Genomic DNA, 26,803 nt, shown 5'->3' with positions numbered 1-26,803 from the left:
GCCGGCGATGGCGATGGCGATGCCAAATTCAACATAGATGTTGAGTGTTGAACCGCCATCGCCGGCAAGCCGGCTCCTACAGGTTTATTTGGGTGGGTAATTGGCGAGGATCCGCCCGACCGTCTCACGTATCGCGGTGCTGCGGTCCGACGGGTTCGGCGTGCGGCTGAGGATTTGCTCGTCACTGCCGCGCCACACCAGTTTGCCGTCCTTGCCGTCGAGCAGGTCGATCTGGATGATCGCCACTTTGTAGCTGATGTTGCGGGTTTCGTTGTACATCGGCCCGCCCCAGTAGCCATTCCACGGGTTACCCCAAGCGCCGCCATAGTTGGTGGTCACTTGTTGCTGACGGTCTTCGACGATCAGGTAGGTTTGCACACTCACATCACCCTTTTTGCCCGCAGCGGCCGGACGCAGGCCACGCTGGTCCAGCTGATCGGCCACCGATTGGCGGATGCGCTGTTCGGTCAGGTCGCTCTTGATCCGTGGGTCATCGGGGCGATATTGCAGGGCGGGGTCTTTCCAGCTCCAGCTGCGATAGGCGGCAAAATCGCGGCTGGCGTCGAAGTCATGATTGACCTGGTTGGCGGCGCAGGCTGTCAGGAGCGCGGCCACTGCCAGTAAAACGAGACGGCGGAACATGATGATTCTCCGATTGAAGACATGAACCTGTGAAACGCTTCTTTTTTACAGAAGCTAACTAGGAGGATACGCCGACATGGCCTTTTCCACAGCCTCTCGAATGGCATCGGCGCGTGCACTCTGGCTGCCTTTGTTGCTGGTTTCGGCGCTCGAACTCCAGACGGGTTGACCGCTTTGAGCATCGAACATGTCCACCTGCACCACCACGACCTGTTCCGAATAGGTGCGAACGATCGGCACCGTGTTGTACATGCCATAACCGCTGCCGTAGCGGTTGTAGCCGCCATACCCGCCGCCGTAGTAACCGTAGTCGTCCTGAACCTGCCGCAAGCGGGTTTCCAGATGCAGATTGGCGCTGACGAACAGGTCCGCCGGACGATTGTCGTGCAGCGGGCGCAAGCCGCGCTGATCGAGGGCGTTGCTCACGGCTTCGGCGACTTGCGCCGAGTCCGCCCACGCCGAACCCGGCGGCAGTTGCCCATTGAGCCAGGCCCAACTGCGGTAGCGGCCATAGTCACGCGGCGGGGCCGGATAGGCGCTGCGGTCGAACGTGTTGGCGGCCTCGGGCGGTGCCGGCGGCAAAGGGTTGGACGTCGCCACATAAGGGTTGCTGCCCTGGCAGGCAGCCAATCCCAGACAGATCACCAATAACCCGGTACGACGTTTCATTTCGCGCTCCGATCAGACCGGCCGACAGATCCAGTGCAGGTAGCGCCCAAGCCCGGCAAAACTTGGGTGACGCCGGTGGGCCAGTTCCATTTCGAGCAAGTCCACCAGTTCGGCGCGAGCCTGAAATTCCACTGGCATGTAGTCGTGAAAAACACGCACCCCGCTCTGGGTTTCGACCTGCCACAGACCTTCAAGTTGCACCGCCAATTCACGCGGATCAAGGGGCTGTTGCGGCGTCAGGCTCTGCTTTTCGCCGGCCATGTCGTTCTTGCGCATTTTGCGGAAGTGGCCCTTGAGCAGGTTGCGGTAGATCAGTGCATCGCGGTTGTAAAACGCCAGGGACAACCAGCCGTCCTGCTTCGTCAACTGATGCAGCACCGGCAGAATCGCATGGGGTTCTGCCAGCCATTCCAGTACGGCATGGCACAGCACCAGGTCGTAGGGTTCGGTGAGCTGACCGAGCAGGTCCTGCCACGGCGCCTGAATAAAAGTGGCCGTCTGGCCTGCATCGGCAAAGCGCTGGCGCGCCCCTTCAAGCATGGGTTCGGCAGGTTCGGCCAGTGTCACGTCATGCCCGCGCTGGGCCAGCCACAACGACATGTGGCCCAGGCCGGCGCCAATGTCGAGTACGCGCAAGGGGCGGTCCGGCAGGGTTTCCGCCAGGTCGGCCTGAAGCACCGCCAGACGGATCGCACCCTTGGCGCCACCGTAAATCTTTTCGGCGAAGCGGGTCGCCAGTTGATCGAAATGACGGTCGCTCATCAGCTGAACCTCCGTTCACTGTCCGCGAGTTTGCTGCGCACCACTTCATTCATGTCCAACCCCAACTCGCTGCATAACAGCAGTAGATAGAGCACGATGTCGCCGATCTCTTGCCCGGCATGGGCGAGTTTGTCCGCCGGTAACTGGCGCGACTGGTCTTCGGTCAGCCACTGGAAGATCTCCACCAGCTCGGACATTTCCACGCTCGCGGCCATGGCCAGGTTTTTCGGGCTGTGAAATTGCCGCCAGTCATTGCGGTCACGGATGGCGTGCAGGCGTTCGGTCAGTTCAACAAGGTTCATCGGGCTCTCCTGAAGGCGTATAGCTTCGGGGGGATGGCCGGGGATGGCAAGTGGGTAGATTTATTCTGGGAGTGAGCCTGCTCGCGATAGCGGACTGGAATTCAACATTGATGTTGGCTGACAAACTGCCATCGCGAGCAGGCTCACTCCCACAGGTAAGATGCAGCCACTATGCTTGTGGGGAACTCCCCAATGCGATCAATGGCCCAAGGCTCAACCACTTACATCAGGACGTTAACGACATGCAGGTAGACAGTTTTTTCGAATGGCTCGGTCAGGCGCTCGGCTCGGTCATCCGCTTTATCGTTGACGTCCTCAGCGGCCTGTTCAATCAGCTGAGCAACGCCGGCAGTAACTTCGTAGAAGGGTTGTCCAGCGCGCTGGGCATGGACACGTCGGTCATCAGCATCATTGCGCTGATCCTGGGGCTGATGCTGTTGTGGTCGGCGATCCGGGCGTTCATGAATGCGTCGATCATCATGGGGATCATCTGGTTGCTGCTGGGGTTGTGGTTGCTTAGCTGGATAATCCACTAGAGCAAACCTCAATCAAATGTGGGAGCGGGCTTGCTCGCGAAGGCGGTGGGGCAGTGAACACTTGTATCGACTGGCACTCCGCCTTCGCGAGCAAGCCCGCTCCCACATTGATCGCGGCAAATTCGGATGTATCGCTACAATGCACGCTCCCCAAGGAGCCTGCATGTCCAACCTGATTGCCGACTGGCGCGACCGCCCGACCCATCGCCGGGTCTGGGCGCTCGCCGCGCCCATGATTCTCTCGAACATTTCCGTGCCGCTGGTGGCGCTGGTCGACAGTACGGTGATCGGCCACTTGCCCCACGCCCATCAGTTGGGCGCCGTCGCGGTCGGGGCCAGTCTGTATACGTTTCTCGCCTGGGCCATGGGCTTTCTGCGCATGGGTTCCACCGGGTTTGCCGCCCAGGCCGCCGGACGCGGGGATGGCGCGGCGTTGCGGCAGATTCTGTTACAAGGCCTGTTGCTGGCCATGGGGCTGGCCATTGCCTTGGGTGCGCTGGGCATTCCGTTGAGCGGTGTCGCGCTGCACTTCATGCAACCTTCGGCGGAACTGGATCAACTCACCCGCGAGTTCTTCCACACGCGATTGTTCGGTCTGCCTGCGGCGCTGGCCAGTTACGCGTTGGTCGGCTGGTTCCTCGGCACGCAAAACGCCCGGGCCCCGCTGGCGATTTTGCTGAGCACCAACCTGGTCAACATTGCGCTGAACCTGTGGTTCGTCCTCGGCCTGGAATGGGGCGTGGTCGGTGCGGCCCGGGCCTCGGTGATCGCCGAATGGACCGGCGCGCTGATCGGCCTGCTGATGACCCGCAAGGCACTGCGCGCCTACCCCGGTCACATCGCCTGGGCCGCATTGGCGCTGTGGCAGAGTTGGCGACCGCTCCTGGCCGTGAACCGCGACATCTTCATCCGCAGCCTGTTGCTGCAATCGGTGTTTTTCCTCATCACCGTACAAGGTGCGCGACTGGGTGACGCTACGGTCGCCGCCAACGCTTTGCTGCTCAATGGTTTGCTGCTGACGGCCCACGCGCTCGACGGGTTGGCCCATGCCGTGGAAGCGCTATGCGGGCACGCGATTGGCGCCCGCGACCGGGACGCCCTGCGCCGTTCATTGGTCGTCGCATGCGGATGGTCGCTGTTGGCGAGCCTGGGGTTTGCCGTGCTGTTCCTGTTTGCCGGGCACTTGTTCATCGAGATGCAGACCGACATTCAGAACGTACGCGACACGGCGTTCATCTACCTGCCCTACCTCGCCGCCCTGCCATTGATCGCGGTCTGGAGCTACTTGCTCGACGGGCTGTTCATCGGCGCGACCCGCGCTCGGGAGATGCGCAACGGCATGCTGTTGACCGTGATCCTGCTGCTGCCGTTCGCCTGGGCGCTGCAAGGTTTGGGCAACCACGGGCTGTGGATAACTTTCCTGTTGTTCATGGTGTTGCGCAGCGTGACCCTCGGCGCAATCGCCTGGGTGCTGCGCAACAACGATGGCTGGTTCGCGGGCCGGGTTCATTGAGGCTGATTGTTCTGCCAGCATTTGCGCAGGCTATCGAGGCGCTCCTGCTGCGTGAGCCCCGACAACGGCTGCACCAGCGAAGCGCGGGGGTGCTGCAGGCGCAGCCATAACCAGCCATCGAGTACCGGCCGCTCGCTGAAACCCAGCGCCAGCCCTTCCTGCACATGAGCCCACAGACGGCTGAAATCGGCCCCGATAGATTGGCTCCAGTGCCAGGCATGCTGCTCCAGCAGGCAGGTTTGCAGGGTTTCACGCTGTCGAGAGCTGAGGTTTTCTTCGACCGCCAGCGGGCTGACGGCGAGCCCCGGGTTGAGCAACTGCTGCCAGCCCTCGCTGCCGATCGCGTGATCGGCCCAGGTCCCGCCGAACCAGTGCAACTGGCTGATCGGACCCAGCCAGCGACTCAGTTCCCGGGCATCACAGGCATCAAAAAAATAACTGGCCGTGTTCGGGTTGTAATAACTCAACAAGGCCCGATGGTGCAGCCCGCAAGAGACGGTGAGCATGCGGCGCAAATGCTCCAGCAACTGCGATGACGGCACCTCGCTGACGATCAGCAAGCCACGCCAGACCTGCGTTTGGCTGTAGCACAACTCGGCCAGTGCCGAGCACGTTCGAAGGTCGATGAGTACCGGGCCGTCTTCGCGCAGTGCCTGCAGTTCGGTGCCCTCGAACAACCAGAACCACTGGGCCTGCGCGAACATCTGATGCAGTGTTGCGCTCGCTTGAGCTGCACTCGGGACATCCAGCAACAGCCATTGCGGGGTTGCGCCAATCATGCCGCACCGCTCTGGCCAAACAGCGTCGCCGCCCGACAGGTGCAAAGCGCCTGCGGGCAGTGACTGAAGCTGCCGCCGCCGGGCAACAGACACAGCAACACCAAGGGCTCGCCCGAGCGCAGGAGTTCCAGCAAGCCATCATGGGGTGATCCGTCCTCAGTCGGGCTGGGCTCCTCAACCTCTTCGAGCGACGACGGCGCGTGAAGAAACCCGCAAATCAGCGGCTGATCCGGATCGCCCTCGATAAAGCTCACCACCACCTCGGTCCCTTCGCTCAGCGGCGAGGCGGTCGGCCCTTCCAGCTCAGCCGCCAACGGCAGCCAACAATGACTGGGCGTCGCGCCTTCACCCTGATAGAGCCAGTCAAACTGCACGGCAATCGGTCTGGAAGGATCGGGCCGCGGCTCATCGACGTCGACCACCCAGGCTCGTTGCAGGCTGTGCATCCGTGGTTTCACCGCGCAATGCGGCGAGACGAAAGGCAACTCCCAGTGAATCGCGCGGATCTGGTTGCTGTACGGGGCCAATGGATCCTGACTGCCCTGATGGTCGACATGGGTCAGCAACCACAAATGATTCCAATCGGCGACCGGATGGCCAGACAAGGGCATCAACTGACCGCTGCGCAGCGCCGGCAGGTCCGTGCAACCTTCGGCACTTTGCGCGGTGCGTTGCTCTGCCTGAAGCTGAAACCGGCGCACCGCAGGAGAAGCTTGCCCGACCGCGAACACCGCGTTTTCGCCGAGACGAAAATGCCCGTGGCCGTCACCGAATACCACGCAATGCCCATCGCTCTGATGCTCGAAATGGTAGTGAAGGCGTTCCTGAGCACAAAGACGCTGGAGAAACTGCAGATCCGATTCCCGATACTGCGTGCAGAAATCACGGGACGGGTAATCGCCAGTCAATTCGAAGCGTCGGTCCTTGCCGGTAATGCCGTGTTCCTTGAGCACCTGGCTGAGGATCTCGGGCACCGACAGCGCGCTGAAAATCCGCTGGCTGAAACGCTGGGACAGGCACGTAAGCTTCGGCCCCAGACGCACGTGGCAAAGCCTGACGCTCGGACCATGGTCACGCTGGACCAGTTCATGCAGTTGGCCATGGAAAGCACTGCCCTCTGGCCCGAAATGCAAAACGGCCGGACGGTACAGCAGGCTTGCAAGGTCCAGCATCGGGTCATCGATCAGCAGATCCACATCGAACACAAAGGGCTCGCTGATCGCTTCTCTACCGGTAAAGGCCAGGACTTCGAAAGGGTCGGGCAGACCGGCTACATCCAGACGAAATGAAGGTTCGTTGACTGGATCGAACATCGGCGATTCTCTACAGGAGGGGCGGCCGGGGATTCTCGCCGAGAGACATGGCCGAGAGACATGGCCGAGTAGAGTGCCGAAGTACAACTTAGGAAATGGCCTACGCGAAAAGAAGACCATATGGCTTTGATAGCCGGGAGTGTGGGACGTTTCGCTTGAAAACAGAGAACCGCCGCACCAGGTCATCCGAAATTTCCGCAGCGTGCGGAACATTTTCAGACAACCTGGCGAGAACGGCGACTTACCTCAGGAAGACAGGTAAGACGAACGGGTCAAGCCCAGACGCAGGGCGTCGAGGAACTGGGTGCGCTCGGCCGCGCTGATGCGCGCACTGGCGCACTTGTCGCGGTAGTGGGTCATCAGCTCTTCCGGCGACAAATGCACGTAACGCAGCATGTCTTCAATGGTGTCGTGGGTTTCGATACCCGCGTGGTACACGCTGCCGTCGGCATTCTGGTAGATGTTCACCGAGTCGGTGTCACCGAACAGGTTGTGCATGTCGCCAAGAATTTCCTGGTAGGCGCCGACCAGGAAGATCCCCAGCAGGTAGTCTTCGCCCTCATTCAGAGCGTGCACTGGCAGGCTGGTCTCGATGCTCTGCTCGTCGACGTATTGCTTGATCTTGCCGTCGGAGTCGCAGGTCAGGTCTTGCAGCACCGCGCGGCGCAGCGGCTCTTCGTCGAGACGGTGCAGTGGCAGGATCGGCAGGACCTGGCCGATGGCCCAGGTATCCGGCAGGCTCTGGAATACCGAGAAGTTGCAGATGTACTTGTCGGCCAGCTTGTCGTTGAGTTCGTCGAGCACTTGACGATGCGAACGCTGACGCGCCTTCAACGAGTTGTGCAGGCGACGGCACACGGCGAAGTAGCATTGTTCGGCCAGGGCTTTTTGCGCCAGGGTCAGCTTGCCGTCGGCGTACTGGGTGGCCACGTCGCTCATGTAGTGAGTGGCGCGCCAGTAGGTTTCGGTGACCATTTCGATGTCGGTCGGGCCGAGCAGGTCAACCAGCCACTGCACGGTTTCCGGCAGCTCTTCCTTGTTGTCGATCTTCGGCACGTCGTCGTTGTGTTTCTCGACGTCGGTGACTTGCACCACCAGCATGGCGTGGTGCGCGGTCAGGGAACGGCCGCTTTCGGAGAAAATGTTCGGGTGCGGCAGGCTCTGCGCGTCGCAGAACTCTTTGAGCATCCCGACCACGACACCGGCGTAATCGTCCATGTCGTAGTTGATCGAGCTGGCGTTACGCGAGTGCGTGCCGTCGTAGTCGACGCCCAGACCGCCACCGACGTCGATGTGGTCAACCGGCAGGCCGAGGTTGCGCAGTTCGCCGTAGTAACGAATCGCTTCCTTGAAACCGTGCTGGTAGTCCGCCAGGTTGGCAATCTGCGAACCCATGTGGAAGTGCAGCAGACGAATGCCCTGGTCCAGACCCGCCGCGCGGAAACGCTCGACCACCGACAGCAGTTGCGCCGCCGACAGACCGAACTTGGATTTCTCGCCACCGGTGTCCGCCCACTTGCTCGAAGCCAGGGACGACAGGCGCACGCGCAAGCCGACCTGCGGCTTGACCTTCAGCGAGGCGGCTTCTTCGATCACCAGGCCGACTTCGGATTCTTTCTCGATCACGATGAACACGTTGTGGCCAAGTTTCTGGCCCATCAGTGCCAGCCGAATGAACTCGCGGTCCTTGTAACCGTTGCACACGATGGTGCCGCCCTTCGGCGCCAGTGCCAGCACGGCCAGCAGCTCAGGCTTGGAGCCGGCTTCCAGGCCGATGGAAACGTTCTGCGTGGCGATGATGTTTTCGATCACCGCTTCTTGCTGGTTCACCTTGATCGGGTACAGCGCGGTGTACTTGCTCTGGTATTCCAGGCGCTCGATGTTGGCATCAAAGGCGCCGGTCAGCTGACGCACGCGGTCTTGCAGAATGTCCGGGAAACGCACCAGCAGCGGCAAGGACAAGCCGCTTTTACGCAGCTGGTCGACTTGCTCGAACAGGTCGATAGGCGAACTGGTCGGACCGTTCGGACGAACTTCGACGCGACCGGCGTCATTGATCGCGAAATACCCGGCCCCCCAATGGCGAATCCCGTAAACACTGCGGCTGTCCGCAACTGTCCATTGGCTGCCATCGTCTTTGCGTGTGCGTCGTACGGACATTGAAGTCCCCTATAAAGAAGTCATAGAGCGTCGCCTGTGTTCAGGCCGGCGCAGTCTAAAGGATGAAAATGACGGTTCGTCAACGAGGGGATAGACCTCGCTGACCGCAGTGAGTTTAGAAACCGGTCAGAACAGGCTCTGTGAAAACCATGTAGGCGACGCCAGGCCAGAAGAAATCAGGACCGGGTCAAGCCGAGGGTGGTTTTCACAGAGGCTGCTAGCCGCCGGACTTCTTTGCCTTGAAACCGAGTTTGATCAGCTCGCCCAACAGCAGCTCGACATGATCGCCCTGGATCTCAATGATTCCGTCTTTCAACGCCCCACCGGTGCCACAGCGTTTCTTCAACGTGGTGGCCAGGTCCTTGAGCGCGTCTTCAGCCAACGGCACGCCGGTGATGGTGGTCACCGTCTTGCCGCCACGGCCCTTGCTTTCGCGACGCACGCGAGCGATGCCGTCGCCGGCCGGGATAACGGTCTGTTTGCAGATACAGGCGTCCACCGGCTTACTGCAATCCGGGCAATGACGACCTGCGTCGGTGGAAAATACCAGGCCACCAAGGGCGGCGAAGGATGCGGCTTTTTTGGCCACCGGCAATCCTCTTGGGAGGACAAAGACTGGTCGCGGCAACCTGGGCAGGTGCCATCGACCGCGAAGCCCCACTCAGGCAGGGGCAGCGCTACTGAAACGGTAAAACATTCATTTCACTGTAGGAGCGAGCTTGCTCGCGATGGACGTTAACGAAAACGCGCGGCGTCAGACAGCACGTGTCGTCCATGCGTTCTTCGCGAGCAAGCTCGCTCCTACAAAAGGTCGCGCAGTGTAACGGCAAAAAGCCGACTTGCTAAGAGCCAATCGGCGCCAATTTATGCCTCTTTTGCGACGTCCTCGCCACGAGCCCGGAGATAGCGCTTCAACGCGGCCAGAGAGTCCGGGCAGTAAGGCTTTTCGTCGATTTCCCGAAGCACTTCATCGATTGGCAAAAAGCGCGCTTCGAGCACCTCTTCCGGTTGCAGGGTCAACGGCCCGTCCCACACCGCCGAAAACGCCGAACACCACAAACGATTGCCGGTGTCTTCAAAGAAAAAATGATCATGGGCAGTGAGCTCCACCCCGCTCACGCCCAACTCTTCTTCAAGCTCGCGGGCGGCCGATTCGGCGTAGGTTTCGCTGGCGAGCACCATGCCCCCCGCCGCCACGTCCCAGTAACCCGGATAAATCGCTTTGCTCAGGGTGCGCCGATGAACGCAGAGTTCGCCAGCCGAATTGAACAGCATGATGTAGGTGCCGCGTCCGATCAGCCCGCGCTCGCGCAGGTCCGAGCGGACCAGGGCGCCGAGCAGGTTGTCCTGCTCGTCGACCCAGGCGATCTGTTCGGCATCCGAGGCCGCGCGGTGGGCGGCCTCTCTGGCGTTATCGACCATGACTCAGCCCTGATTGAGCAGTTGACGCAAATCGATCACTGCGGCGTTGGCCCGGGAAATGTAATTGGCCATGACCAGCGAGTGGTTGGCCAGTACGCCGAAGCCGCTACCGTTGAGAATCATCGGGCTCCAGACCGGTTCCTGCGACGCTTCCAGTTCACGAATGATCTGGCGCACACTGACGGTCGCGTTCTTCTTCGCCAGCACATCGGCGAAGTCGACTTCGATGGCACGCAGCAAGTGGGACAAGGCCCAGGCCTGACCGCGAGCTTCATAGAACACGTTGTCGATCTGCATCCACGGGGTTTCGACGATTTCCTCGTCAACCTGTGGCACCTGACCCGGCGCGACCACTTCGGTCTTCAGCGCGGTGTTCAGTTTGACCCGGCCAACGCTGGCCGACAGGCGTTGCGACAGCGAACCCAAGCGAGTGCCCACATCGCCCAGCCAGTTGTTCAGGTTGTCGGCGCGAGCATAAAACAGCGCGTTTTTCTGCAAAGGATCGGACAGACGCGCCTGATAGCGGCTCAGGGAATTGATGCCTTCCTGATACTCGGACTCGCTGGAGGGCAGCACCCAGCTTTTATTGTCAAAGTTGAAACGCGGCTCGGCTTTCGCCAGATCGGCGTCTTCGGCCGATTGCGACTGCGAACGGGCGAAGTCTTTGCGCAGCGCCCGCGTCAGATCGCGGACCTGGACCAGCACGCCATATTCCCAGCTCGGCGTGTTGTCCATCCACAGGCCCGGCGGGAAACGGTCGTTGGAGATATAGCCGCCCGGTTTGGTCAGCAAGGTGTCGGCGACGGTCTTGAGCGTTTCGACCGTGGTGTAGCCGATGACCATTTGCTTGCCTTCTTTCTCGGCCGCCACTTGAGCATTCTGTTGTACCGGGAACAGCGCCGGCTCCTGGCTCCAGTACCAGCCAAGCACAAAGGCCACAATCAGATAGAGGCCGATCAACGTGGCCAGCGCCCGACTGAACAAAAGGCCACCGATGTAACTGCGGGTAGCCGATTTCGGTTCAGCGGCACGTTCAGGCGCGCTGCCCGCGCGGTTCTTCCAGTCCAGCATGGCGATATCCTTTCAATCACTTGAGTTCATCGGTTCGACCACAACCATACAACAACGTGCCTTTGCCCGGCACCCGTCGTCGGGTTATCCGCAGAAATTAGCGTCAGGGGTCTGTAATAATCGCAGGCCCATGAAATCCGCTGATCATCACAGGGTTTATTTTTGAAACCCGGTCATTATCCGCAGAGGATCATCTAAGGGTTTCCCTGAGCCCAGCCTGCGGAAAAATACGACCAAATTTCGCCTGAAAAATATCGGAATTCCCTGGCAGAGAATGCTCGCCGTGGTGACGGCGGTTTCGTAAAAGCAGACCGCACAAGCCCTGAAACGCCCAAGCCACGGGTATTTCTTAAGATCACAGACCGGCATTTTCAGACCCGCCAGTCAGAAACTGAATGACGTCGCATTGCAGATTATTGACATACGACACTCATGCGACTGAAAAGAGGTGCTAGCATAGAGCCACCAGTCGATCTCAGCATGCACCCTAACTAGTAGTCAGGATATGACCGAGCCAGAAGACCCCAGCCGTGAGCGCCTCAAGCACCACTTTGCCCAGCGGGTAATTCATCAGGCACGTCAAATTCTTGAGATCTGGCAGCGCCTGCAACGCAGTGAGTGGTCCACCACCGACTTATCGGAACTGAGTGAAGCCAACCTGCGCCTGCTGCGTTTCGCCGAGCGCTTCGAACAACCGGAACACACGCAACTGGCACGCCACATCGGCCAGTCGCTGGAGGCTGTCGACGCCAATCGCGGACGCCTCAGCAGCGGTCTGATCACTGACCTCAATCGCTTGATGCAGCGCCTGTCGCGTACCGGCCTGCGCCATGGCGATCAGCTTGAACAAACCTTCCTGCCGCCGTTGCGCAAGCCGATCTACGTGATGCTGCAGGATCACGACCGTGCCGAGCGACTGGCCAAACAACTGGAGTTTTTCGGCCTCAGCGCCCAGTCCCTCGACAGCGTGTCGGCGTTTCGCTCCTCGATGGTCGAGCGTTTGCCTGCCGCGATTGTCATGGACGTGGACTTCAGCGGCCCCGGCGTCGGCCTGAAACTGGCCGCCGAAGCCCAGGTCGGCCTGGATGAACCGTTGCCGTTGCTGTTTTTCAGCCTGCTCGAAACCGACACCCCGACCCGCCTCGCCGCCGTGCGTGCCGGTGGCCAGGAATTTCTCACCGGCACCCTCGAAGCCTCGAGCCTGCTGGAGAAAATCGAAGTCCTGACCTGCGTCGCGCAGTACGAACCTTATAAAGTGCTGATCATCGACGATTCCCGCGCACAGGCCTTGCACACCGAGCGCCTGCTCAACAGCGCCGGGATCGTCACGCGCACCTTGATCGAGCCGATCCAGGCCATGGCCGAACTGGCAGATTTCCAGCCGGACCTGATCATTCTCGACATGTACATGCCGGCCTGCACCGGTACGGAACTGGCCAAAGTGATCCGCCACAATGACCGCTATGTCAGCGTGCCGATCATTTACCTGTCGGCCGAAGACGATCTGGACAAGCAGCTCGACGCCATGAGCGAAGGCGGCGACGACTTCCTGACCAAACCGATCAAGCCCCGGCACCTGATCACCACCGTGCGCAACCGCGCGGCACGGGCGCGCAATCTGAAAGCGCGGATGGTCCGCGACAGCCTCACCGGGCTGTACAACCACACGCACATTCTGCAATTACTCGAAGACTGCAGCTTCCGCGCCCGCCGCGAGAGCAAGCCGCTGAGCTTTGCGATGCTCGACATCGACCACTTCAAACGGGTCAACGACAGCCACGGCCACCCCATGGGCGACCGTGTGATCAAGAGCCTGGCGCTGTTCCTCAAGCAACGATTGCGCAAAACCGATTTCATCGGCCGCTACGGCGGCGAAGAATTTGCCATCGTCATGCCGGACACAGATATCGAAGCGGCCTGTAAAGTCCTCGACGAAATCCGTCAGCGCTTCGCCGAAATCCATTACCCCGCTCAGCCCCAGGACCTCTGGTGCACGTTCAGCGCCGGGGTGGTCGAGCTGTGCGAAGACTCCGACGGCCTGATGATGGCCAGCCAGGCGGACGAGGCGCTGTACCGTGCCAAGCATGCCGGACGCAACCGCGTACAAGCCGCACGGACATCAAAGCAAAGTGCCACTTTTTCATCGGAATCGACCCAGTCAGTCATAACCCTGTAACAGAAACGCAATAACTTCAGGCACTTACCATTTCGCCGTTGGTAGTCCCTTGATGCGCCTGAAGCTGCTGACCAATCTCAACACCCTCCTTTTAGTCGCCGTGTGCGTGGCCCTCGGCGCCACGCTTTGGTGGTCGCAAAAAGCCCTGGAGCGCCCCTATCTGTTGATGGAGCGCTACCTCGGGCTGTCCCAGCAATTTCAGAATGAAGTGGCGCGCAACATCGAGGACTACCTGGCCAGCGGCGACGCCCTGCGCCTGAGCAGCGCCAGCCAAGCCATCGACGGCCTGCAAAAGGAACTCGCCGAGTTACCGCCGACGTTGGCCGACAGTTTGCGTCCGAGCCTGTCGAACCTGGATGAATTCAGCAAAACCGACCTGCTGGCCGCCGGCAAACTCGCGGGCGATCCTCAGGCGCTGTTGCTGCAAGCCGAACGCGAACTCGGCGCCAGCCTCGACCAGTTGAGTCAATACGCCAGCAGCAACGCGAGCTATCTGACGCCATTGCTCACGGCCTCTCAACACCTGGGCAAACTCTCTTTGGCGCGGGACAAACTGGTCAGCAGCGGCCGCAGCGAACTGGCCGCCGATGTCGAGCGCGAAGTCATCAACATCCGCACGCAAGCCGAGCTTCTGAACGCCTTGCCGCTCTTGGGCGTGACCAGTAAAAGTGAATCGGGCACCGACGATTTCGCTGCAATGATGGGCCTGGAGAACACCGAAAAAACCGTTGCGGAAGATGCCGGCGTCGGCCTCAAACGCGAGCTCAACAGCCTGCTCACGCGCTATCCCGCAGAGCTTGCGCGAACCCGCGAGCAGATCCAGAAACGCGCCGACCTCAGCGCCGCGACTCACCAGAAAATCGCTGCCGTGCAACAGTCCATCGCCGGGCTGGAGCCGGTGGTCCGTGCCCAGCACGGGCAGATCCAGAGCGAAGTGCGACTGATGCAAGGGGTGATGATCGGCCTGATTCTGCTGATCGCATTACTCATCGATACCCTGCAGCGGCGCCTGGCCCGAACGCTGACCAACCTCGCGCCAGCACTCTCGACCTGGGCCGAAGGCGACTTCAGCCGCGACATCGAATTGGGCAAGACCAATCGCGAACTGCATGACATCCAGGCCTCGCTCAATCGGCTGCGCGCCTACCTCGTCGATCTGGTCGGAACCATTCGCCTCAACGCCGAGCAGGTCGCCGGCAGCAGCCGCACCCTGGCCGAGTTGAGCAATGATTTGCACAGCGGCGCCGAACATCAGGCGGGTGACACCGCGTTGATCCGCGACTCCCTCGGCGAGCTGGAAGCGACTATTCAACAAGTCGCCGGCGATGCCAGCCAGGCCGCCGACGCCAGCCGCCATGCTGGATTGGCGGTGGAACATGGACAGAAAGTCATCGGATTGAGCCTCACCGGGCTGCATGCGCTGGTGGGCGAAGTACAAAGCAATGCACAGATGATCGAACACCTGGCCGAGGAGTCCGCCACCATCGGCGGCGTGCTGACGGTGATCCGCTCGATTGCCGACCAGACCAACCTGCTGGCCCTGAACGCCGCCATTGAAGCGGCCCGCGCCGGGGAAATGGGACGCGGGTTTGCCGTCGTGGCGGAAGAGGTTCGGTCATTGGCGCAGCGCACCGCAGGCGCTACGGCGGAGATCCAGAACTTGATCGCCGGGCTGCAGACAGCGGCCCGAGAGTCGGTGGAAGGCATGCGCGCGCAGGTTGAACACGCCGAGGCGACGGCCAACCAGGCCCAGGCGGCCGACGGCGCGCTGGATAAAATCGTCGGGGCGATCCAGACGATTTCCGACACCGCCGTACGCATTGCCGATGTCACGGCTCAGCAGAGCGGAGCCGTCAGCGAAATCCGCGATCACAGTGAGCGGATTCACCAATTGGGCGGGGATAACTTGCTGCGTATCGGTGAGGGACGTGAGCAAGGCGAGCATTTGTTGGTGTTGGGCGGGCGTTTGCATATGGCCGTTCAAGCTTTCCGCGTCTGATAAACCGCCATCGCCGGCAAGCCGGCTCCTACAAGGACGCCGCCGTACCTGTAGGAGCCGGCTTGCCGGCGATGGCGCCAGAACAATCACCACAGAACTCCCCGCCCTGCACACCCGGCAACTGTCCGCTATCATGCCCCCAATTCCGATACGCGAGATCGTCATGCGCCGTTTGCTCTGCCTGCTGCTTTTAGTGCTCGCCCTGCCGGCCACCGCCGGCGGTTTGCTGGAGAGTCGACCCAGTTCCACTCTGGGCTCGATCAACAACAGCGCCGACTTCCTGCCGGTGCGCGAAGCCTTTCAACTGAGCCTGATAGACAGCACGCCACAATCGATCAAGCTGCGTTTTGTCGCCACCGAGGGTTATTACCTCTACCGCCATCGCTTTCAGTTTCGCGCCGACCCTGCCGAGATCGTAGTCGGCCCGGCACAGCTGCCCAAAGGCGAGCAGAAACACGATGAGTACTTCGGCGACGTCGAGGTTTACCACGGGATTCTCGATGTCGAACTGCCGCGCAGCGATCAACGCGCCTTCACGCTGGCGGTGACCTATCAAGGGTGTGCCGACAAAGGCCTGTGCTATCCGCCCGAGACCGAACGCCTGAGCATCGACGGCAGTGGCGGCGCCACCACGAGCTGGAGCTGGCGGGAACTGGCATTGTTCTTCCTTGCGGGCCTTGGCCTGACCTTCACTCCTTGCGTGCTGCCGATGCTGCCGATCCTCTCCGGCGTGGTGTTGCGTGGCCAGGTGGGCGGCTTGCGTGGCTTCAACCTGTCGCTCGCTTACGTGCTGCCGATGGCCGTCTGCTTCGCCCTGCTCGGTGCGTTGATGGGGATGTTCGGCGCGCAGCTCAACCTTCAGGCGCGGCTGCAATCGGCGTGGGTACTGGTGCCGTTCGCAATGTTTTTTGCGCTGTTTGCCCTGGCGATGTTCGGTGTCTTCGAACTCAAGTTGCCGCACGCGATCAGCAGTCGGCTGGACCGAATTGCCGGGCGCACCGAAGGCGGTTCGTTGTGGGGCGCGGCGGTGCTGGGCGTGGTTTCCAGTCTGTTGGTTTCACCCTGCGTCTCGGCACCGCTGGCCGGCGCACTGCTGTACATCAGCGCCAGTGGCGATGCGTTGGGCGGCGGCTTGAAACTGTTCATGCTCGGCCTCGGCATGGGGGCACCGCTGTTGCTGGTGGCCACTGGCGGCGCCGCCTGGCTGCCGAAAAGCGGACCATGGCTGGTCTACGTGAAAAACGCGATTGGCGTGTTGTTACTGGGTCTGGCGATCGGCCTGCTCAGTCGCGTGCTGCCGGGGCAGATCACTTTGTTGCTGATCGGTTTGCTGGCCGGTGGTGTCGGCTTGTTCATGGGCGCGCTGGAGTTCGTCTACAAACCTCCGCGAAAACGCCTGGGCCAGTTACTCGGGATGTTCCTGCTGTTTTATGCACTGGCTTGTTGGTATGGCGCCTTCAGTGGCCAGACCGATCCGTTCAACCCGATCGGCCAGCCGCGTGTCGTCAACAGCAACGAGCAGTCACAAAACACCAGCGACTGGCAAACCGTCACGACTCCGGCCGAACTCGATCGCGTCCTCGCCGAAGCCAAATCCTCTGGCACGCCACTGCTGCTCGACTGGTACGCCGACTGGTGCATCAGCTGCAAAGTCATCGAACACAAAGTGCTTAACGACGCGCAAGTCGTCGAACGCCTCAAGGGTTATCGGCTGATTCGCTTCGACATCACCGCCAGCAACGCCGAGCAACGCGCCCTCCTCGACCGATACAAACTGTTCGGTCCACCGGCGCTGATGTTTTTCGGCAAGGACGGTGTCGAACGCGCCGATGTACGAGTGATCGGCGAAATCAGCGCCGCGGACTTCGCCGAACGTGTATCCAAAGCAAATGACCGGATTTAATCACCCGGTCACATATTTCGCGCAAACATCGGCCATCGTGCTGGCTATTGCATAGAACTGGACAGTCACAAAGGCTTTGCGGCATAGTCGCCGGGTTCTGACAAATGCACACGGATAACGAGGAACAGCAGATGGCGACCCTATTGGTTCTGCACGGCCCCAACCTGAACATGCTCGGCACCCGTGAACCGGGCACCTATGGCGCTACGACACTGGCGCAGATCAATCAGGACCTGGAACGCCGCGCTCGTGAAGCCGGCCATCATTTGCTGCACCTGCAAAGCAACGCCGAGTACGAATTGATCGACCGCATCCACGCTGCCCGCAGCGAAGGTGTGGACTTCATTCTGATCAATCCAGCAGCTTTTACACACACAAGTGTCGCATTACGTGACGCGCTGCTGGCGGTGAGCATCCCATTCATCGAAGTGCATTTGTCTAACGTGCACAAACGCGAACCTTTCCGCCATCACTCTTACTTCTCCGACGTAGCGGTGGGAGTGATCTGCGGCCTTGGCGCCAGCGGTTATCGACTGGCCCTGGAGGCTGCACTAGAGCAGCTTGAACAACAAGCTATACGCCCCTGACCGACCCTTGGGAGTTGATGATTCATGGATATCCGTAAAGTTAAGAAACTGATCGAACTGCTGGAAGAGTCCGGCATCGACGAGCTCGAGATCAAGGAAGGCGAAGAGTCCGTTCGCATCAGCCGCCATAGCAAAACCCCGGCTCAGCAATACTACGCTCCGGCGCCAATGCACGCTCCGGCTCCAGCGCCTGCCGCTGCTGCCCCGGTTGCCGCCGCTGCCGCTCCTGCTGCACCGTCCGCCCCTGTCCTGAACGGCACCGTTGCCCGTTCGCCAATGGTCGGCACCTTCTATCGCAAATCTTCGCCAAGCTCGCCGTCCTTCGTTGAAGTCGGCCAGACCGTGAAGAAAGGCGACACCCTGTGCATCGTCGAAGCCATGAAGATGATGAACCACATCGAAGCTGAAACCAGCGGTGTGATCGAATCCATCCTCGTCGAAGACGGCCAGCCGGTTGAGTACGACCAACCGCTGTTCACCATCGTTTGAACCGCGGAGAAACTTTGATGACTGCGAAGTTGGAAAAAGTTCTGATCGCCAACCGCGGTGAGATCGCACTGCGGATTCTGCGTGCCTGCAAAGAGATGGGCATCAAGACCGTCGCCGTTTACTCCAAGGCCGACAAAGAGCTGATGCACCTGGGCCTGGCAGACGAATCCGTCTGCATCGGTCCGGCATCGGCCGCCCACTCTTACCTGCACATCCCGGCAATCATCGCCGCGGCTGAAGTGACCGGCGCCACCGCCATTCACCCAGGCTACGGTTTCCTTGCGGAAAACGCTGATTTCGCTGAGCAGGTCGAGAACTCCGGCTTCGCCTTCATTGGTCCGAAAGCCGACACCATTCGCCTGATGGGCGACAAGGTATCGGCCAAGCACGCGATGATCGCTGCTGGCGTTCCAACCGTTCCGGGTTCTGACGGCCCGCTGCCGGAAGACGAAGAAACCGCTCTGCGCATCGGTCGCGAAGTCGGTTACCCGGTGATCATCAAAGCCGCTGGCGGCGGTGGTGGTCGCGGCATGCGCGTTGTGCATAGCGAAGAAGACCTGATCTCCTCGGCGAAACTGACCCGCTCCGAAGCAGGCGCGGCGTTCGGCAACCCGATGGTCTATCTGGAAAAATTCCTGACCAACCCACGTCACGTGGAAGTTCAGGTGCTTTCCGACGGCCAGGGTCACGCCATTCATCTGGGCGACCGCGATTGCTCGCTGCAACGTCGTCACCAGAAGGTTCTCGAAGAAGCGCCGGCACCGGGCATCGACGAGAAAGCACGCCAGGAAGTCCTCGCTCGCTGCGTCAAGGCGTGCATCGACATCGGCTACCGCGGCGCCGGCACCTTTGAGTTCCTTTACGAAAACGGCCACTTCTACTTCATCGAGATGAACACTCGTGTCCAGGTAGAGCACCCGGTTTCGGAAATGGTCACCGGTATCGACATCGTCAAGGAGATGCTCAGCATCGCCGCCGGCAACAAGCTGTCGTTCACCCAGGATGACGTGGTCATCCGCGGTCACGCGCTGGAATGCCGGATCAACGCCGAAGACCCGAAAACCTTCATGCCAAGCCCAGGCACGGTCAAGCATTTCCACGCTCCAGGCGGCAACGGCGTTCGCGTCGATTCGCACCTGTACAGCGGTTATGCCGTTCCGCCGAACTACGATTCGTTGATCGGCAAGCTGATCACCTACGGCGCAACCCGTGACGAAGCCATGGCGCGCATGCGCAATGCGCTGGACGAAATCGTTGTCGACGGGATCAAGACCAACATCCCGCTGCACCGCGACCTGACCCGCGATGAAGGCTTCTGCAAAGGTGGTGTGAACATTCACTACCTGGAACACAAGCTGGCTGGCGAAAAGCACTAAGCTTTAGCCTGATCAACAAAGCCGCCTTCGGGCGGCTTTGTTGTTTCTGAAGGTTTCATCCGATGCTGGGCAGCACTTAATACCTGTGGGAGCGAGCCTGCTCGCGATGGCGGCGCCCCTTTCAACATTCATGTAGCTGACACACCGCTATCGCGAGCAGGCTCACTCCCACAGTGAACTGCAGGGGCAAGCCACTCCCACAAACCCTTCGCGCTCGCGTAAACTTGCGCGCTTCTCGCAGCCCGCTAGGCTGCAATCAATATTTTTCAAAGGTGCCCGCCATGCCTTGGCTGCAAGTCCGTCTCGCCATCAGCCCAGAACAAGCCGAAACCTACGAAGACGCTTTCCTTGAAGTGGGCGCCGTGTCGGTGACTTTCATGGACGCCGAAGACCAGCCGATCTTCGAGCCGGAACTCAACACCACCCCGCTGTGGTCGCACACGCACCTGCTGGCCCTGTTCGAAGGCGGCACCGAAGCCGCTTCGGTCCTGGCACATCTGGAGCTGCTGACCGGCAGCCCGCTGCCCGAGCATCACAGCGAAGTCATCGAAGACCAGGACTGGGAACGCAGCTGGATGGACGATTTCCAGCCAATGCGCTTCGGCCAACGCCTGTGGATCGTGCCGAGCTGGCACGCCGCGCCTGAACCCGACGCCGTGAACATTCTGCTGGACCCGGGCCTCGCGTTCGGCACCGGCACGCACCCGACCACCGCGCTGTGCCTGGAATGGCTCGACGGTCAGGACCTGAAAGACTGCAACGTGCTGGACTTTGGTTGCGGCTCGGGGATCCTGGCGATTGCCGCCCTGCTGCTCGGCGCCAAGGAAGCCGTCGGCACTGACATCGACGTGCAGGCGCTGGAAGCCTCGCGCGACAACGCCGGTCGCAACAACATCGCCGATGCGCTCTTCCCGCTCTATCTGCCGGAAGATCTGCCGCAGGTTAAGGCCGATGTGCTGGTGGCCAACATCCTCGCAGGCCCGCTGGTCTCCCTCGCACCGCAACTGTCGAGCCTGGTCAAGCCGGGCGGTCGCCTGGCGCTGTCGGGCATCCTCGCCGAGCAAGGTGATGAAGTAGCCGCCGCCTACGCGCAGGACTTCGATCTGGACCCGATCGCCAATCGCGATGGCTGGGTGCGCATCACTGGCCGTCGGCGCTAGAATGAGCGCCTGCATAATCCGGATCGCCGCATGACCGACAGCTTCGTCACCCAGTGCCCGCATTGCCAAACCAGCTTCCGCGTCAGCCATGCTCAGTTGAGCGTGGCCCGTGGAGTGGTTCGTTGCGGCTCGTGCCTGCAGGTGTTCAACGCCGCCAAGCAACTGCTTGAGCAGGCAGGCAAGGAAGTGATCCCCCCGGCGGCTCCGGCCATCGTCGAGACAGCCGAGCCAGAACCTCGGGCCATCAGCCAGAAGCAGTGGACTGCCGCCGAACTGGACCTGGACAGCCTGGACCTGGATGAAGAACTCGCTCGACTGGAACAACGGGAAATCCAGCCGACCACCGAATTCGGTCGCCACCGCGAAGACAGCCTGAGCGCCCGCCGCGATAGCGCCGAGCACGACGAAGAGCCGTGGTCCGACAGCCTGTTCAGCGAATCCGCCGCCGATCGCGCCGAAGCGGCAGAAGCTGCCGAAGTCCCCCTCACGCCGGAGCCGGCGATCGAGCCGAGCAAACCTTCGCGCACCGAACCCTCGCTGTCCCTGGAACCCGTGGAACTGGACGACGAGCCTCTGCCGCCGCAACTGCGCCTGAACGATCCACTCGACGCCCCGCTCCATCACGAACGCCTGTCAGCCACCGACGCCAGTGACGATATTGACGACGACCTGCCTTCGATCGAGCCGCTGCGAAAACGCCGTGAACGCAGCGAACCGGGCGTACGCGCCGAGGTGCTGCAAGACCTGACCGATGACCCGTTGCAACTTGACTGGCAAAAACGCCGCTCGCCCTGGGGCCGACGGTTTTTCTGGTTGCTGCTGATCCTGCTCGGCGCTGGCGCACTCGCGGGTCAATACATCGCTTACCATTTTGACGAACTGGCTCGTCAGGATCAGTACCGTCCGTGGTTCCAGCAGTTCTGCCCGCAAATCGGCTGCACCGTGCCGTCGAAAGTCGACATCGCGAAAATCAAGAGCAGCAACCTGGTGGTGCGCAGCCATCCGGAATTCAATGGCGCGCTGGTGGTCGACGCGATCATCTACAACCGCGCGCCGTTCTCCCAGCCGTTCCCGTTGCTGGAGCTGCGCTTTGCCGACCTCAACGGTCACCTGATCGCCAGCCGCCGCTTCAAGCCCGGCGAGTACCTCAACGGCGATCTTGAAGGCATGGCGGAAATGCCGCCGCAAACGCCGATCCACATCGCCCTGGACATCCTCGACCCAGGCGCCAAAGCCGTGAACTACAGCCTGAGCTTTCACTCACCCGAGTGAAACGCTTCAATGTTACGGGTTTGACGGCACATTTCTGGCAGAGACCGCTCATACCAAACTGCTGGCAATAACAGAATAACTGTTCAGATTTTGTTCAATTCAGCCTTTATCCAGTCATCGAGAGCGGGTATCATGCCAACCCTTTTTCGAACTCTCATGATCCGGCCCCACAACTGGAAAGTCCTATGTCGGCGGTACGCATCGGTCCATACACATTGCACAACGGTTTGATTCTCGCCCCTATGGCGGGTGTCACCGACCAACCCTTTCGTCAGCTGTGCAAGCGACTGGGCGCAGGACTTGTAGTCTCGGAAATGGTCACCAGCGACATGAGTTTGTGGAACACCCGCAAATCGCGCATGCGCATGATCCACGAAGGTGATCCCGAGCCACGCTCGGTGCAGATCGCCGGTGGTGATGCACAGATGCTGGCGGATGCGGCCAGGGCCAACGTCGAACTGGGCGCACAGATTATTGATATCAACATGGGCTGTCCGGCAAAGAAGGTCTGCAACAAGGCCGCCGGTTCTGCACTGTTGAAGGATGAAGCACTGGTGACCGAGATCCTGCAGGCCGTGGTGGCTGCAGTTGATGTGCCGGTTACCTTGAAGATCCGTACCGGCTGGGACCGGGACAACAAGAACGGTCTGACGGTGGCGAAGATCGCCGAGCAGGCAGGCATTACGGCGTTGGCGGTCCATGGCCGCACCCGTGCCGATCTGTACACCGGTGAAGCCGAGTACGACACCATTGCCGCGATCAAGCAGGCCGTGTCTATGCCGGTCTTCGCCAATGGCGACATCGATTCGCCGGAAAAGGCCCGTTACGTGCTCGACGCGACCGGTGCCGATGGACTGTTGGTTGGACGGGCTGCCCAGGGGCGGCCATGGATTTTTCGCGAGATCGACCATTTCCTGCGTACCGGCGAGAAACTCCCGGCGCTGGACCTGATCGAGGTGGAACGCATTCTGCTAGAGCATCTGGCCGCACTGCACGTCTTCTATGGAGACGTCATGGGTGTCCGGATCGCTCGGAAGCATGTGGGCTGGTATCTCGCAACCTTGCCGGGCGCCAGGGAGTTTCGCGCCCACTTCAATCGTTTGGAAGATACGGAAGCACAATGCGCCAACGTTCAGGGCTTCTTCGCCGAACGTTACAAGAGCCTGACAGGGGACGGAGAAGAGGTGGCCGCATGACGATGATGACCGAGACTTTAGTGAGTGGAACAACACCCGTGAGCGACAACGTGAATTTGAAACAGCACCTCAATACGCCGAGCGAAGAAGGCCAGACCCTTCGCGGGAGTGTCGAGAAGGCGCTGCACAATTATTTCGCCCACCTTGAGGGCGCTGCCGTCACGGATGTGTACAACCTGGTGCTCTCCGAAGTCGAGGCGCCCCTGCTCGAGTGCGTGATGAACTACGTCAAGGGTAACCAGACCAAGGCCAGCGAGCTGCTCGGGCTGAACCGAGGCACCCTGCGCAAGAAACTCAAGCAGTACGATTTGCTGTAAGCATTCAATCAAACCAGAAAGGCGCCCGCGTAAAAACGGTCGCCTTTTTTGCTGACTCCTTTGCTTTTGATGGAAATTGAAATGACCGACCAGACTACCCGCCTGCCGATCCGCCGCGCCTTGATCAGCGTTTCCGACAAGACCGGGATCCTCGAATTCGCCAAAGAGCTTGAAGCCCTGGGCGTCGAGATCCTCTCCACCGGCGGAACGTTCAAGCTGCTGCGTGACAACGGCGTTGCCGCAGTGGAAGTCGCGGATTACACCGGTTTCGCAGAAATGATGGACGGTCGGGTGAAAACCCTGCACCCGAAAATCCACGGCGGGATCCTCGGTCGTCGCGGTATCGACGACGCGATCATGAACGAGCACGGCATCAAGCCGATCGATCTGGTGGCGGTCAACCTGTACCCGTTCGAAGCCACCATCAACAAGCCAGGCTGCGACCTGCCGACCGCCATCGAGAACATCGACATCGGCGGCCCGACCATGGTCCGTTCCGCGGCAAAAAACCATAAAGACGTGGCCATCGTGGTGAATGCCAGCGACTACGCCAACGTGCTGGAAAGCCTGAAGGCCGGCGGCCTGACCTACGCTCAGCGTTTCGACCTGATGCTCAAGGCCTTCGAACACACCGCCGCCTACGACGGCATGATCGCCAACTACATGGGCACCGTGAACCAGGCCGCTGACACCCTCAGCACCGAAGGTCGCAGCGAGTTCCCGCGCACCTTCAACAGCCAGTTCATCAAGGCTCAGGAAATGCGCTACGGCGAGAACCCGCACCAGAGCGCGGCGTTCTACGTTGAAGCCAAGCCTGCCGAAGTCGGCATCGCCACCGCGACCCAACTGCAAGGCAAGGAGCTGTCCTACAACAACGTGGCCGACACCGACGCCGCGCTGGAATGTGTGAAGAGCTTCGTCAAGCCGGCCTGCGTGATCGTCAAGCACGCCAACCCGTGTGGTGTTGCCGTGAGCCCGGACGCCGAAGGCGGCATCCGTCAGGCCTACGAACTGGCCTACGCCACCGACACTGAATCCGCGTTCGGCGGCATCATCGCCTTCAACCGCGAGCTGGATGCCGAGACCGCCAAGGCCATCGTCGAGCGTCAGTTCGTCGAAGTGATCATCGCCCCAAGCGTCAGCGAAGAAGCCCGCGCCATCGTCGCGGCAAAAGCCAACGTGCGCCTGCTGGCCTGCGGCGAGTGGTCGGCTGACCGCGCTGCTGCCTGGGACTACAAACGCGTCAACGGTGGCCTGCTGGTGCAGAGCCGCGACATCGGCATGATCAGCGCCGATGACCTGAAAGTCGTGACCAAGCGTGCACCGACCGAACAGGAAATCCACGACCTGATCTTCGCTTGGAAAGTCGCCAAGTACGTCAAGTCCAACGCCATCGTCTACGCAAAGAACCGCCAGACCATCGGTGTCGGCGCTGGCCAGATGAGCCGCGTGAACTCCGCGCGCATTGCTGCGATCAAGGCTGAACATGCCGGCTTGCAGGTGGCGGGTTCGGTCATGGCATCCGACGCGTTCTTCCCGTTCCGCGACGGCCTGGACAACGCGGCCAAGGTCGGCATCACTGCGGTGATCCAGCCAGGCGGCTCGATGCGTGACAACGAAGTGATTGCAGCAGCTGACGAAGCCGGCATCGCCATGGTGTTCACCGGCATGCGCCACTTCCGTCACTAAGAACACGATCAACTGTAGGAGTGAGCCTGCTCGCGATAGCGTCCTTTCAGACACATTGATTCTGACTGTAACGCCGCCATCGCGAGCAGGCTCACTCCTACAGAAAAGCATCTCTGCGGTGCATCACAGAATTAGCGTCATCCGAGGTTTTTGAAATGAATGTTTTGATCATTGGCAGCGGTGGCCGTGAACACGCCCTGGCCTGGAAAGTGGCTCAGGATCCGCGCGTGCAGAAAGTTTTCGTGGCTCCGGGCAACGCCGGTACCGCCATTGAAGCCAAGTGCGAAAACGTCGCTATCGATGTGCTCGCACTGGAGCAACTCGCCGACTTCGCCGAGAAAAACGTTTCCCTGACCATCGTCGGTCCGGAAGTGCCGCTGGTTGCCGGCGTCGTCGACCTGTTCCGCTCCCGTGGCCTGGACTGCTTCGGTCCGACCGCTGGCGCCGCGCAGCTGGAAGGTTCGAAAGCCTTCACCAAGGATTTCCTGGCACGCCACAAGATCCCGACCGCCGACTACCAGAACTTCACCGAGATCGAGCCAGCCCTGGCTTATCTGCGTGAAAAAGGCGCACCGATCGTGATCAAGGCCGATGGCCTGGCCGCCGGTAAAGGCGTGATCGTTGCCATGACACTGGCCGAAGCCGAAGACGCCGTGCGCGACATGCTCGCGGGTAACGCGTTTGGCGAAGCCGGTTCGCGCGTGGTCATCGAAGAATTCCTGGACGGCGAAGAAGCCAGCTTCATCGTCATGGTCGACGGCAAGAACGTACTGCCGATGGCCACCAGCCAGGACCACAAACGCGTCGGCGACGGCGACACCGGCCCGAACACCGGCGGCATGGGTGCTTACTCCCCTGCACCAGTCGTCACCAGCGAAGTGCACAAGCGCGTCATGGACCTGGTGATCTGGCCGACCGTGCGCGGCATGGCCGAGGAAGGCAATGTTTACACCGGTTTCCTCTACGCTGGCCTGATGATCGACAAGGCTGGTAACCCAAAAGTCATCGAATTCAACTGCCGTTTCGGCGACCCTGAGACCCAACCGGTTATGCTGCGCTTGCAGTCGAGCCTGGTGTTGCTGGTCGAGGCGGCCCTGGCGCAAGCGCTGGACAAGGTCGAAGCCCAATGGGATACACGTCCGAGCGTCGGTATTGTTTTGGCGGCAGGCGGCTATCCTGGCGACTACGCTAAAGGCGTCGCCATCAACGGTCTGGATGCAGCCGCAGCGTTGGAAGGCAAAGTCTTCCACGCCGGTACTGCGCTCAAGGACGGTCAAGTGGTGACGGCCGGCGGTCGGGTGCTTTGCGCCACTGCCATGGGTGCCAGCGTCGATGCTGCCCAGCAGCAGGCTTACAAGCTGGCCGCGAAGATTGACTGGGAAGGCTGCTTCTATCGCAAGGACATTGGCTACCGTGCCATTGCCCGTGAGCGTGGCGAAAATCAGGAATAAGCGATCCATTCGGCAGGGC

General features: G+C 60.8%; 23 protein-coding genes and 1 pseudogene. 14 read left to right on the top strand and 10 right to left on the bottom strand.

The genetic code is table 11. The features are described 5' to 3' along the window. Positions 1–84: 84 nt before the first annotated feature. The 4 genes from KGB24_RS12525 to KGB24_RS12510 are packed head-to-tail and all read right to left on the bottom strand — an operon-like array spanning position 85 to position 2,375. Positions 85–642 (bottom strand): DUF4136 domain-containing protein, encoded by a 558-nt coding sequence (locus tag KGB24_RS12525; RefSeq protein WP_008031292.1) that lies wholly within the window; start codon positions 640–642, stop codon positions 85–87. Positions 643–696: 54 nt separating this feature from the next. After that, a complete protein-coding gene (locus KGB24_RS12520; protein WP_008038742.1) occupies positions 697–1,311 on the bottom strand; it encodes a DUF4136 domain-containing protein in 615 nt (204 codons plus the stop codon). Positions 1,312–1,323: 12 nt separating this feature from the next. After that, entirely contained in the window at positions 1,324–2,073 is a 750-nt protein-coding gene (locus tag KGB24_RS12515; RefSeq protein ID WP_008038741.1) for a methyltransferase domain-containing protein, read from the bottom strand. After that, a complete protein-coding gene (locus KGB24_RS12510) occupies positions 2,073–2,375 on the bottom strand; it encodes a MazG-like family protein (RefSeq protein WP_008011269.1) in 303 nt (100 codons plus the stop codon). Before KGB24_RS12510 ends, KGB24_RS12515 begins: the two co-directional genes overlap by 1 nt. 242 nt (positions 2,376–2,617) lie before the next feature. On the opposite strand from KGB24_RS12510, the gene KGB24_RS12505 reads away from it, so the two are divergent. Together KGB24_RS12505 and KGB24_RS12500 are read left to right on the top strand one after the other, a co-directional pair. After that, positions 2,618–2,911 (top strand): hypothetical protein, encoded by a 294-nt coding sequence (locus tag KGB24_RS12505; protein WP_223414010.1) that lies wholly within the window; start codon positions 2,618–2,620, stop codon positions 2,909–2,911. A 163-nt stretch (positions 2,912–3,074) separates the two neighbouring features. Then, on the top strand, positions 3,075–4,424 hold the full coding sequence (locus KGB24_RS12500) for an MATE family efflux transporter (RefSeq protein WP_223414962.1): 1,350 nt from the start codon (positions 3,075–3,077) through the stop codon (positions 4,422–4,424). On the opposite strand, the gene KGB24_RS12495 is transcribed toward KGB24_RS12500, so the two are convergent. The 6 genes from KGB24_RS12495 to KGB24_RS12470 all read right to left on the bottom strand — a co-directional run bounded on the left by KGB24_RS12495 (position 4,418) and on the right by KGB24_RS12470 (position 11,169). Beyond that, positions 4,418–5,203 carry a DUF4123 domain-containing protein gene (locus KGB24_RS12495; RefSeq protein WP_223414961.1) on the bottom strand — a complete coding sequence of 262 codons (786 nt, stop codon included), beginning with the start codon at positions 5,201–5,203 and terminating at the stop codon, positions 4,418–4,420. The two genes, KGB24_RS12500 and KGB24_RS12495, sit on opposite strands and share 7 nt — an antisense overlap. After that, a complete protein-coding gene (locus KGB24_RS12490) occupies positions 5,200–6,516 on the bottom strand; it encodes a contractile injection system protein, VgrG/Pvc8 family (RefSeq protein ID WP_223414959.1) in 1,317 nt (438 codons plus the stop codon). Before KGB24_RS12490 ends, KGB24_RS12495 begins: the two co-directional genes overlap by 4 nt. A gap of 246 nt (positions 6,517–6,762) precedes the next feature. Further along, positions 6,763–8,676: an arginine decarboxylase gene (gene speA, locus KGB24_RS12485; RefSeq protein WP_223414958.1), complete on the bottom strand. Its 1,914-nt coding sequence runs from the start codon at positions 8,674–8,676 to the stop codon at positions 6,763–6,765. 217 nt (positions 8,677–8,893) lie between these two features. Further along, positions 8,894–9,265, bottom strand: coding sequence for a translation initiation factor Sui1 (locus KGB24_RS12480; RefSeq protein ID WP_008031278.1), 372 nt, complete (start codon positions 9,263–9,265; stop codon positions 8,894–8,896). A gap of 275 nt (positions 9,266–9,540) precedes the next feature. Then, on the bottom strand, positions 9,541–10,098 hold the full coding sequence (locus KGB24_RS12475) for an NUDIX hydrolase (protein WP_223414956.1): 558 nt from the start codon (positions 10,096–10,098) through the stop codon (positions 9,541–9,543). Positions 10,099–10,101: 3 nt separating this feature from the next. Next, on the bottom strand, positions 10,102–11,169 hold the full coding sequence (locus KGB24_RS12470; protein ID WP_008031276.1) for a DUF2333 family protein: 1,068 nt from the start codon (positions 11,167–11,169) through the stop codon (positions 10,102–10,104). Between the two features lie 505 nt (positions 11,170–11,674). Between KGB24_RS12470 and gcbA the strand changes: the two genes are divergently transcribed. From gcbA to purD, 12 genes and pseudogenes are all read left to right on the top strand, one after another. Beyond that, the gene (gene gcbA, locus KGB24_RS12465) at positions 11,675–13,345 is read left to right on the top strand and encodes a diguanylate cyclase GcbA (RefSeq protein ID WP_223414954.1); all 1,671 of its coding nucleotides are present in this window, start codon (positions 11,675–11,677) and stop codon (positions 13,343–13,345) included. A 1,492-nt stretch (positions 13,346–14,837) separates the two neighbouring features. Next, a pseudogene (locus tag KGB24_RS29405) lies at positions 14,838–15,344 on the top strand (methyl-accepting chemotaxis protein); the annotation flags it as partial. Positions 15,345–15,507: 163 nt separating this feature from the next. Next, positions 15,508–17,247 carry a protein-disulfide reductase DsbD gene (locus KGB24_RS12455; RefSeq protein ID WP_223414950.1) on the top strand — a complete coding sequence of 580 codons (1,740 nt, stop codon included), beginning with the start codon at positions 15,508–15,510 and terminating at the stop codon, positions 17,245–17,247. A 131-nt stretch (positions 17,248–17,378) separates the two neighbouring features. Continuing rightward, entirely contained in the window at positions 17,379–17,834 is a 456-nt protein-coding gene (gene aroQ / locus KGB24_RS12450) for a type II 3-dehydroquinate dehydratase (protein ID WP_008031265.1), read from the top strand. A gap of 24 nt (positions 17,835–17,858) precedes the next feature. Continuing rightward, positions 17,859–18,323 (top strand): acetyl-CoA carboxylase biotin carboxyl carrier protein, encoded by a 465-nt coding sequence (accB, locus tag KGB24_RS12445; RefSeq protein ID WP_223414948.1) that lies wholly within the window; start codon positions 17,859–17,861, stop codon positions 18,321–18,323. Between the two features lie 17 nt (positions 18,324–18,340). Beyond that, positions 18,341–19,699 (top strand): acetyl-CoA carboxylase biotin carboxylase subunit, encoded by a 1,359-nt coding sequence (gene accC / locus KGB24_RS12440; protein WP_008031262.1) that lies wholly within the window; start codon positions 18,341–18,343, stop codon positions 19,697–19,699. A gap of 281 nt (positions 19,700–19,980) precedes the next feature. After that, positions 19,981–20,859 (top strand): 50S ribosomal protein L11 methyltransferase, encoded by an 879-nt coding sequence (gene prmA, locus KGB24_RS12435; RefSeq protein ID WP_008031261.1) that lies wholly within the window; start codon positions 19,981–19,983, stop codon positions 20,857–20,859. Between the two features lie 30 nt (positions 20,860–20,889). Continuing rightward, positions 20,890–22,131 carry a DUF3426 domain-containing protein gene (locus KGB24_RS12430; RefSeq protein ID WP_223414946.1) on the top strand — a complete coding sequence of 414 codons (1,242 nt, stop codon included), beginning with the start codon at positions 20,890–20,892 and terminating at the stop codon, positions 22,129–22,131. A 185-nt stretch (positions 22,132–22,316) separates the two neighbouring features. Then, on the top strand, positions 22,317–23,327 hold the full coding sequence (gene dusB, locus KGB24_RS12425; RefSeq protein ID WP_008031257.1) for a tRNA dihydrouridine synthase DusB: 1,011 nt from the start codon (positions 22,317–22,319) through the stop codon (positions 23,325–23,327). Continuing rightward, positions 23,324–23,644 (top strand): DNA-binding transcriptional regulator Fis, encoded by a 321-nt coding sequence (fis, locus tag KGB24_RS12420; protein ID WP_007907419.1) that lies wholly within the window; start codon positions 23,324–23,326, stop codon positions 23,642–23,644. Before dusB ends, fis begins: the two co-directional genes overlap by 4 nt. Positions 23,645–23,725: 81 nt before the next feature. After that, positions 23,726–25,333 carry a bifunctional phosphoribosylaminoimidazolecarboxamide formyltransferase/IMP cyclohydrolase gene (purH, locus tag KGB24_RS12415; protein WP_008038724.1) on the top strand — a complete coding sequence of 536 codons (1,608 nt, stop codon included), beginning with the start codon at positions 23,726–23,728 and terminating at the stop codon, positions 25,331–25,333. 155 nt (positions 25,334–25,488) lie between these two features. Then, entirely contained in the window at positions 25,489–26,784 is a 1,296-nt protein-coding gene (gene purD / locus KGB24_RS12410) for a phosphoribosylamine--glycine ligase (protein WP_223414945.1), read from the top strand. Positions 26,785–26,803: the final 19 nt, after the last annotated feature.

The organism is Pseudomonas sp. BF-RE-25, assembly GCF_019956105.1.
Classification (GTDB): Bacteria; Pseudomonadota; Gammaproteobacteria; order Pseudomonadales; family Pseudomonadaceae; genus Aquipseudomonas; species Aquipseudomonas migulae.
The sequence above is the reverse complement of the archived record's forward strand: the minus strand, read 5'-3'. Positions and strand labels throughout refer to the sequence as shown.

Bases quoted from the DNA above. Each gene is read 5' to 3' on its own strand.
- KGB24_RS12525 (WP_008031292.1), bottom strand. From the start codon at position 642: ATGTTCCGCCGTCTCGTTTTACTGGCAGTGGCCGCGCTCCTGACAGCC.
- KGB24_RS12520 (WP_008038742.1), bottom strand. From the start codon at position 1,311: ATGAAACGTCGTACCGGGTTATTGGTGATCTGTCTGGGATTGGCTGCC.
- KGB24_RS12515 (WP_008038741.1), bottom strand. From the start codon at position 2,073: ATGAGCGACCGTCATTTCGATCAACTGGCGACCCGCTTCGCCGAAAAG.
- KGB24_RS12510 (WP_008011269.1), bottom strand. From the start codon at position 2,375: ATGAACCTTGTTGAACTGACCGAACGCCTGCACGCCATCCGTGACCGC.
- KGB24_RS12505 (WP_223414010.1), top strand. From the start codon at position 2,618: ATGCAGGTAGACAGTTTTTTCGAATGGCTCGGTCAGGCGCTCGGCTCG.
- KGB24_RS12500 (WP_223414962.1), top strand. From the start codon at position 3,075: ATGTCCAACCTGATTGCCGACTGGCGCGACCGCCCGACCCATCGCCGG.
- KGB24_RS12495 (WP_223414961.1), bottom strand. From the start codon at position 5,203: ATGATTGGCGCAACCCCGCAATGGCTGTTGCTGGATGTCCCGAGTGCA.
- KGB24_RS12490 (WP_223414959.1), bottom strand. From the start codon at position 6,516: ATGTTCGATCCAGTCAACGAACCTTCATTTCGTCTGGATGTAGCCGGT.
- speA (WP_223414958.1), bottom strand. From the start codon at position 8,676: ATGTCCGTACGACGCACACGCAAAGACGATGGCAGCCAATGGACAGTT.
- KGB24_RS12475 (WP_223414956.1), bottom strand. From the start codon at position 10,098: ATGGTCGATAACGCCAGAGAGGCCGCCCACCGCGCGGCCTCGGATGCC.
- KGB24_RS12470 (WP_008031276.1), bottom strand. From the start codon at position 11,169: ATGCTGGACTGGAAGAACCGCGCGGGCAGCGCGCCTGAACGTGCCGCT.
- gcbA (WP_223414954.1), top strand. From the start codon at position 11,675: ATGACCGAGCCAGAAGACCCCAGCCGTGAGCGCCTCAAGCACCACTTT.
- KGB24_RS12455 (WP_223414950.1), top strand. From the start codon at position 15,508: ATGCGCCGTTTGCTCTGCCTGCTGCTTTTAGTGCTCGCCCTGCCGGCC.
- aroQ (WP_008031265.1), top strand. From the start codon at position 17,379: ATGGCGACCCTATTGGTTCTGCACGGCCCCAACCTGAACATGCTCGGC.
- accB (WP_223414948.1), top strand. From the start codon at position 17,859: ATGGATATCCGTAAAGTTAAGAAACTGATCGAACTGCTGGAAGAGTCC.
- accC (WP_008031262.1), top strand. From the start codon at position 18,341: ATGACTGCGAAGTTGGAAAAAGTTCTGATCGCCAACCGCGGTGAGATC.
- prmA (WP_008031261.1), top strand. From the start codon at position 19,981: ATGCCTTGGCTGCAAGTCCGTCTCGCCATCAGCCCAGAACAAGCCGAA.
- KGB24_RS12430 (WP_223414946.1), top strand. From the start codon at position 20,890: ATGACCGACAGCTTCGTCACCCAGTGCCCGCATTGCCAAACCAGCTTC.
- dusB (WP_008031257.1), top strand. From the start codon at position 22,317: ATGTCGGCGGTACGCATCGGTCCATACACATTGCACAACGGTTTGATT.
- fis (WP_007907419.1), top strand. From the start codon at position 23,324: ATGACGATGATGACCGAGACTTTAGTGAGTGGAACAACACCCGTGAGC.
- purH (WP_008038724.1), top strand. From the start codon at position 23,726: ATGACCGACCAGACTACCCGCCTGCCGATCCGCCGCGCCTTGATCAGC.
- purD (WP_223414945.1), top strand. From the start codon at position 25,489: ATGAATGTTTTGATCATTGGCAGCGGTGGCCGTGAACACGCCCTGGCC.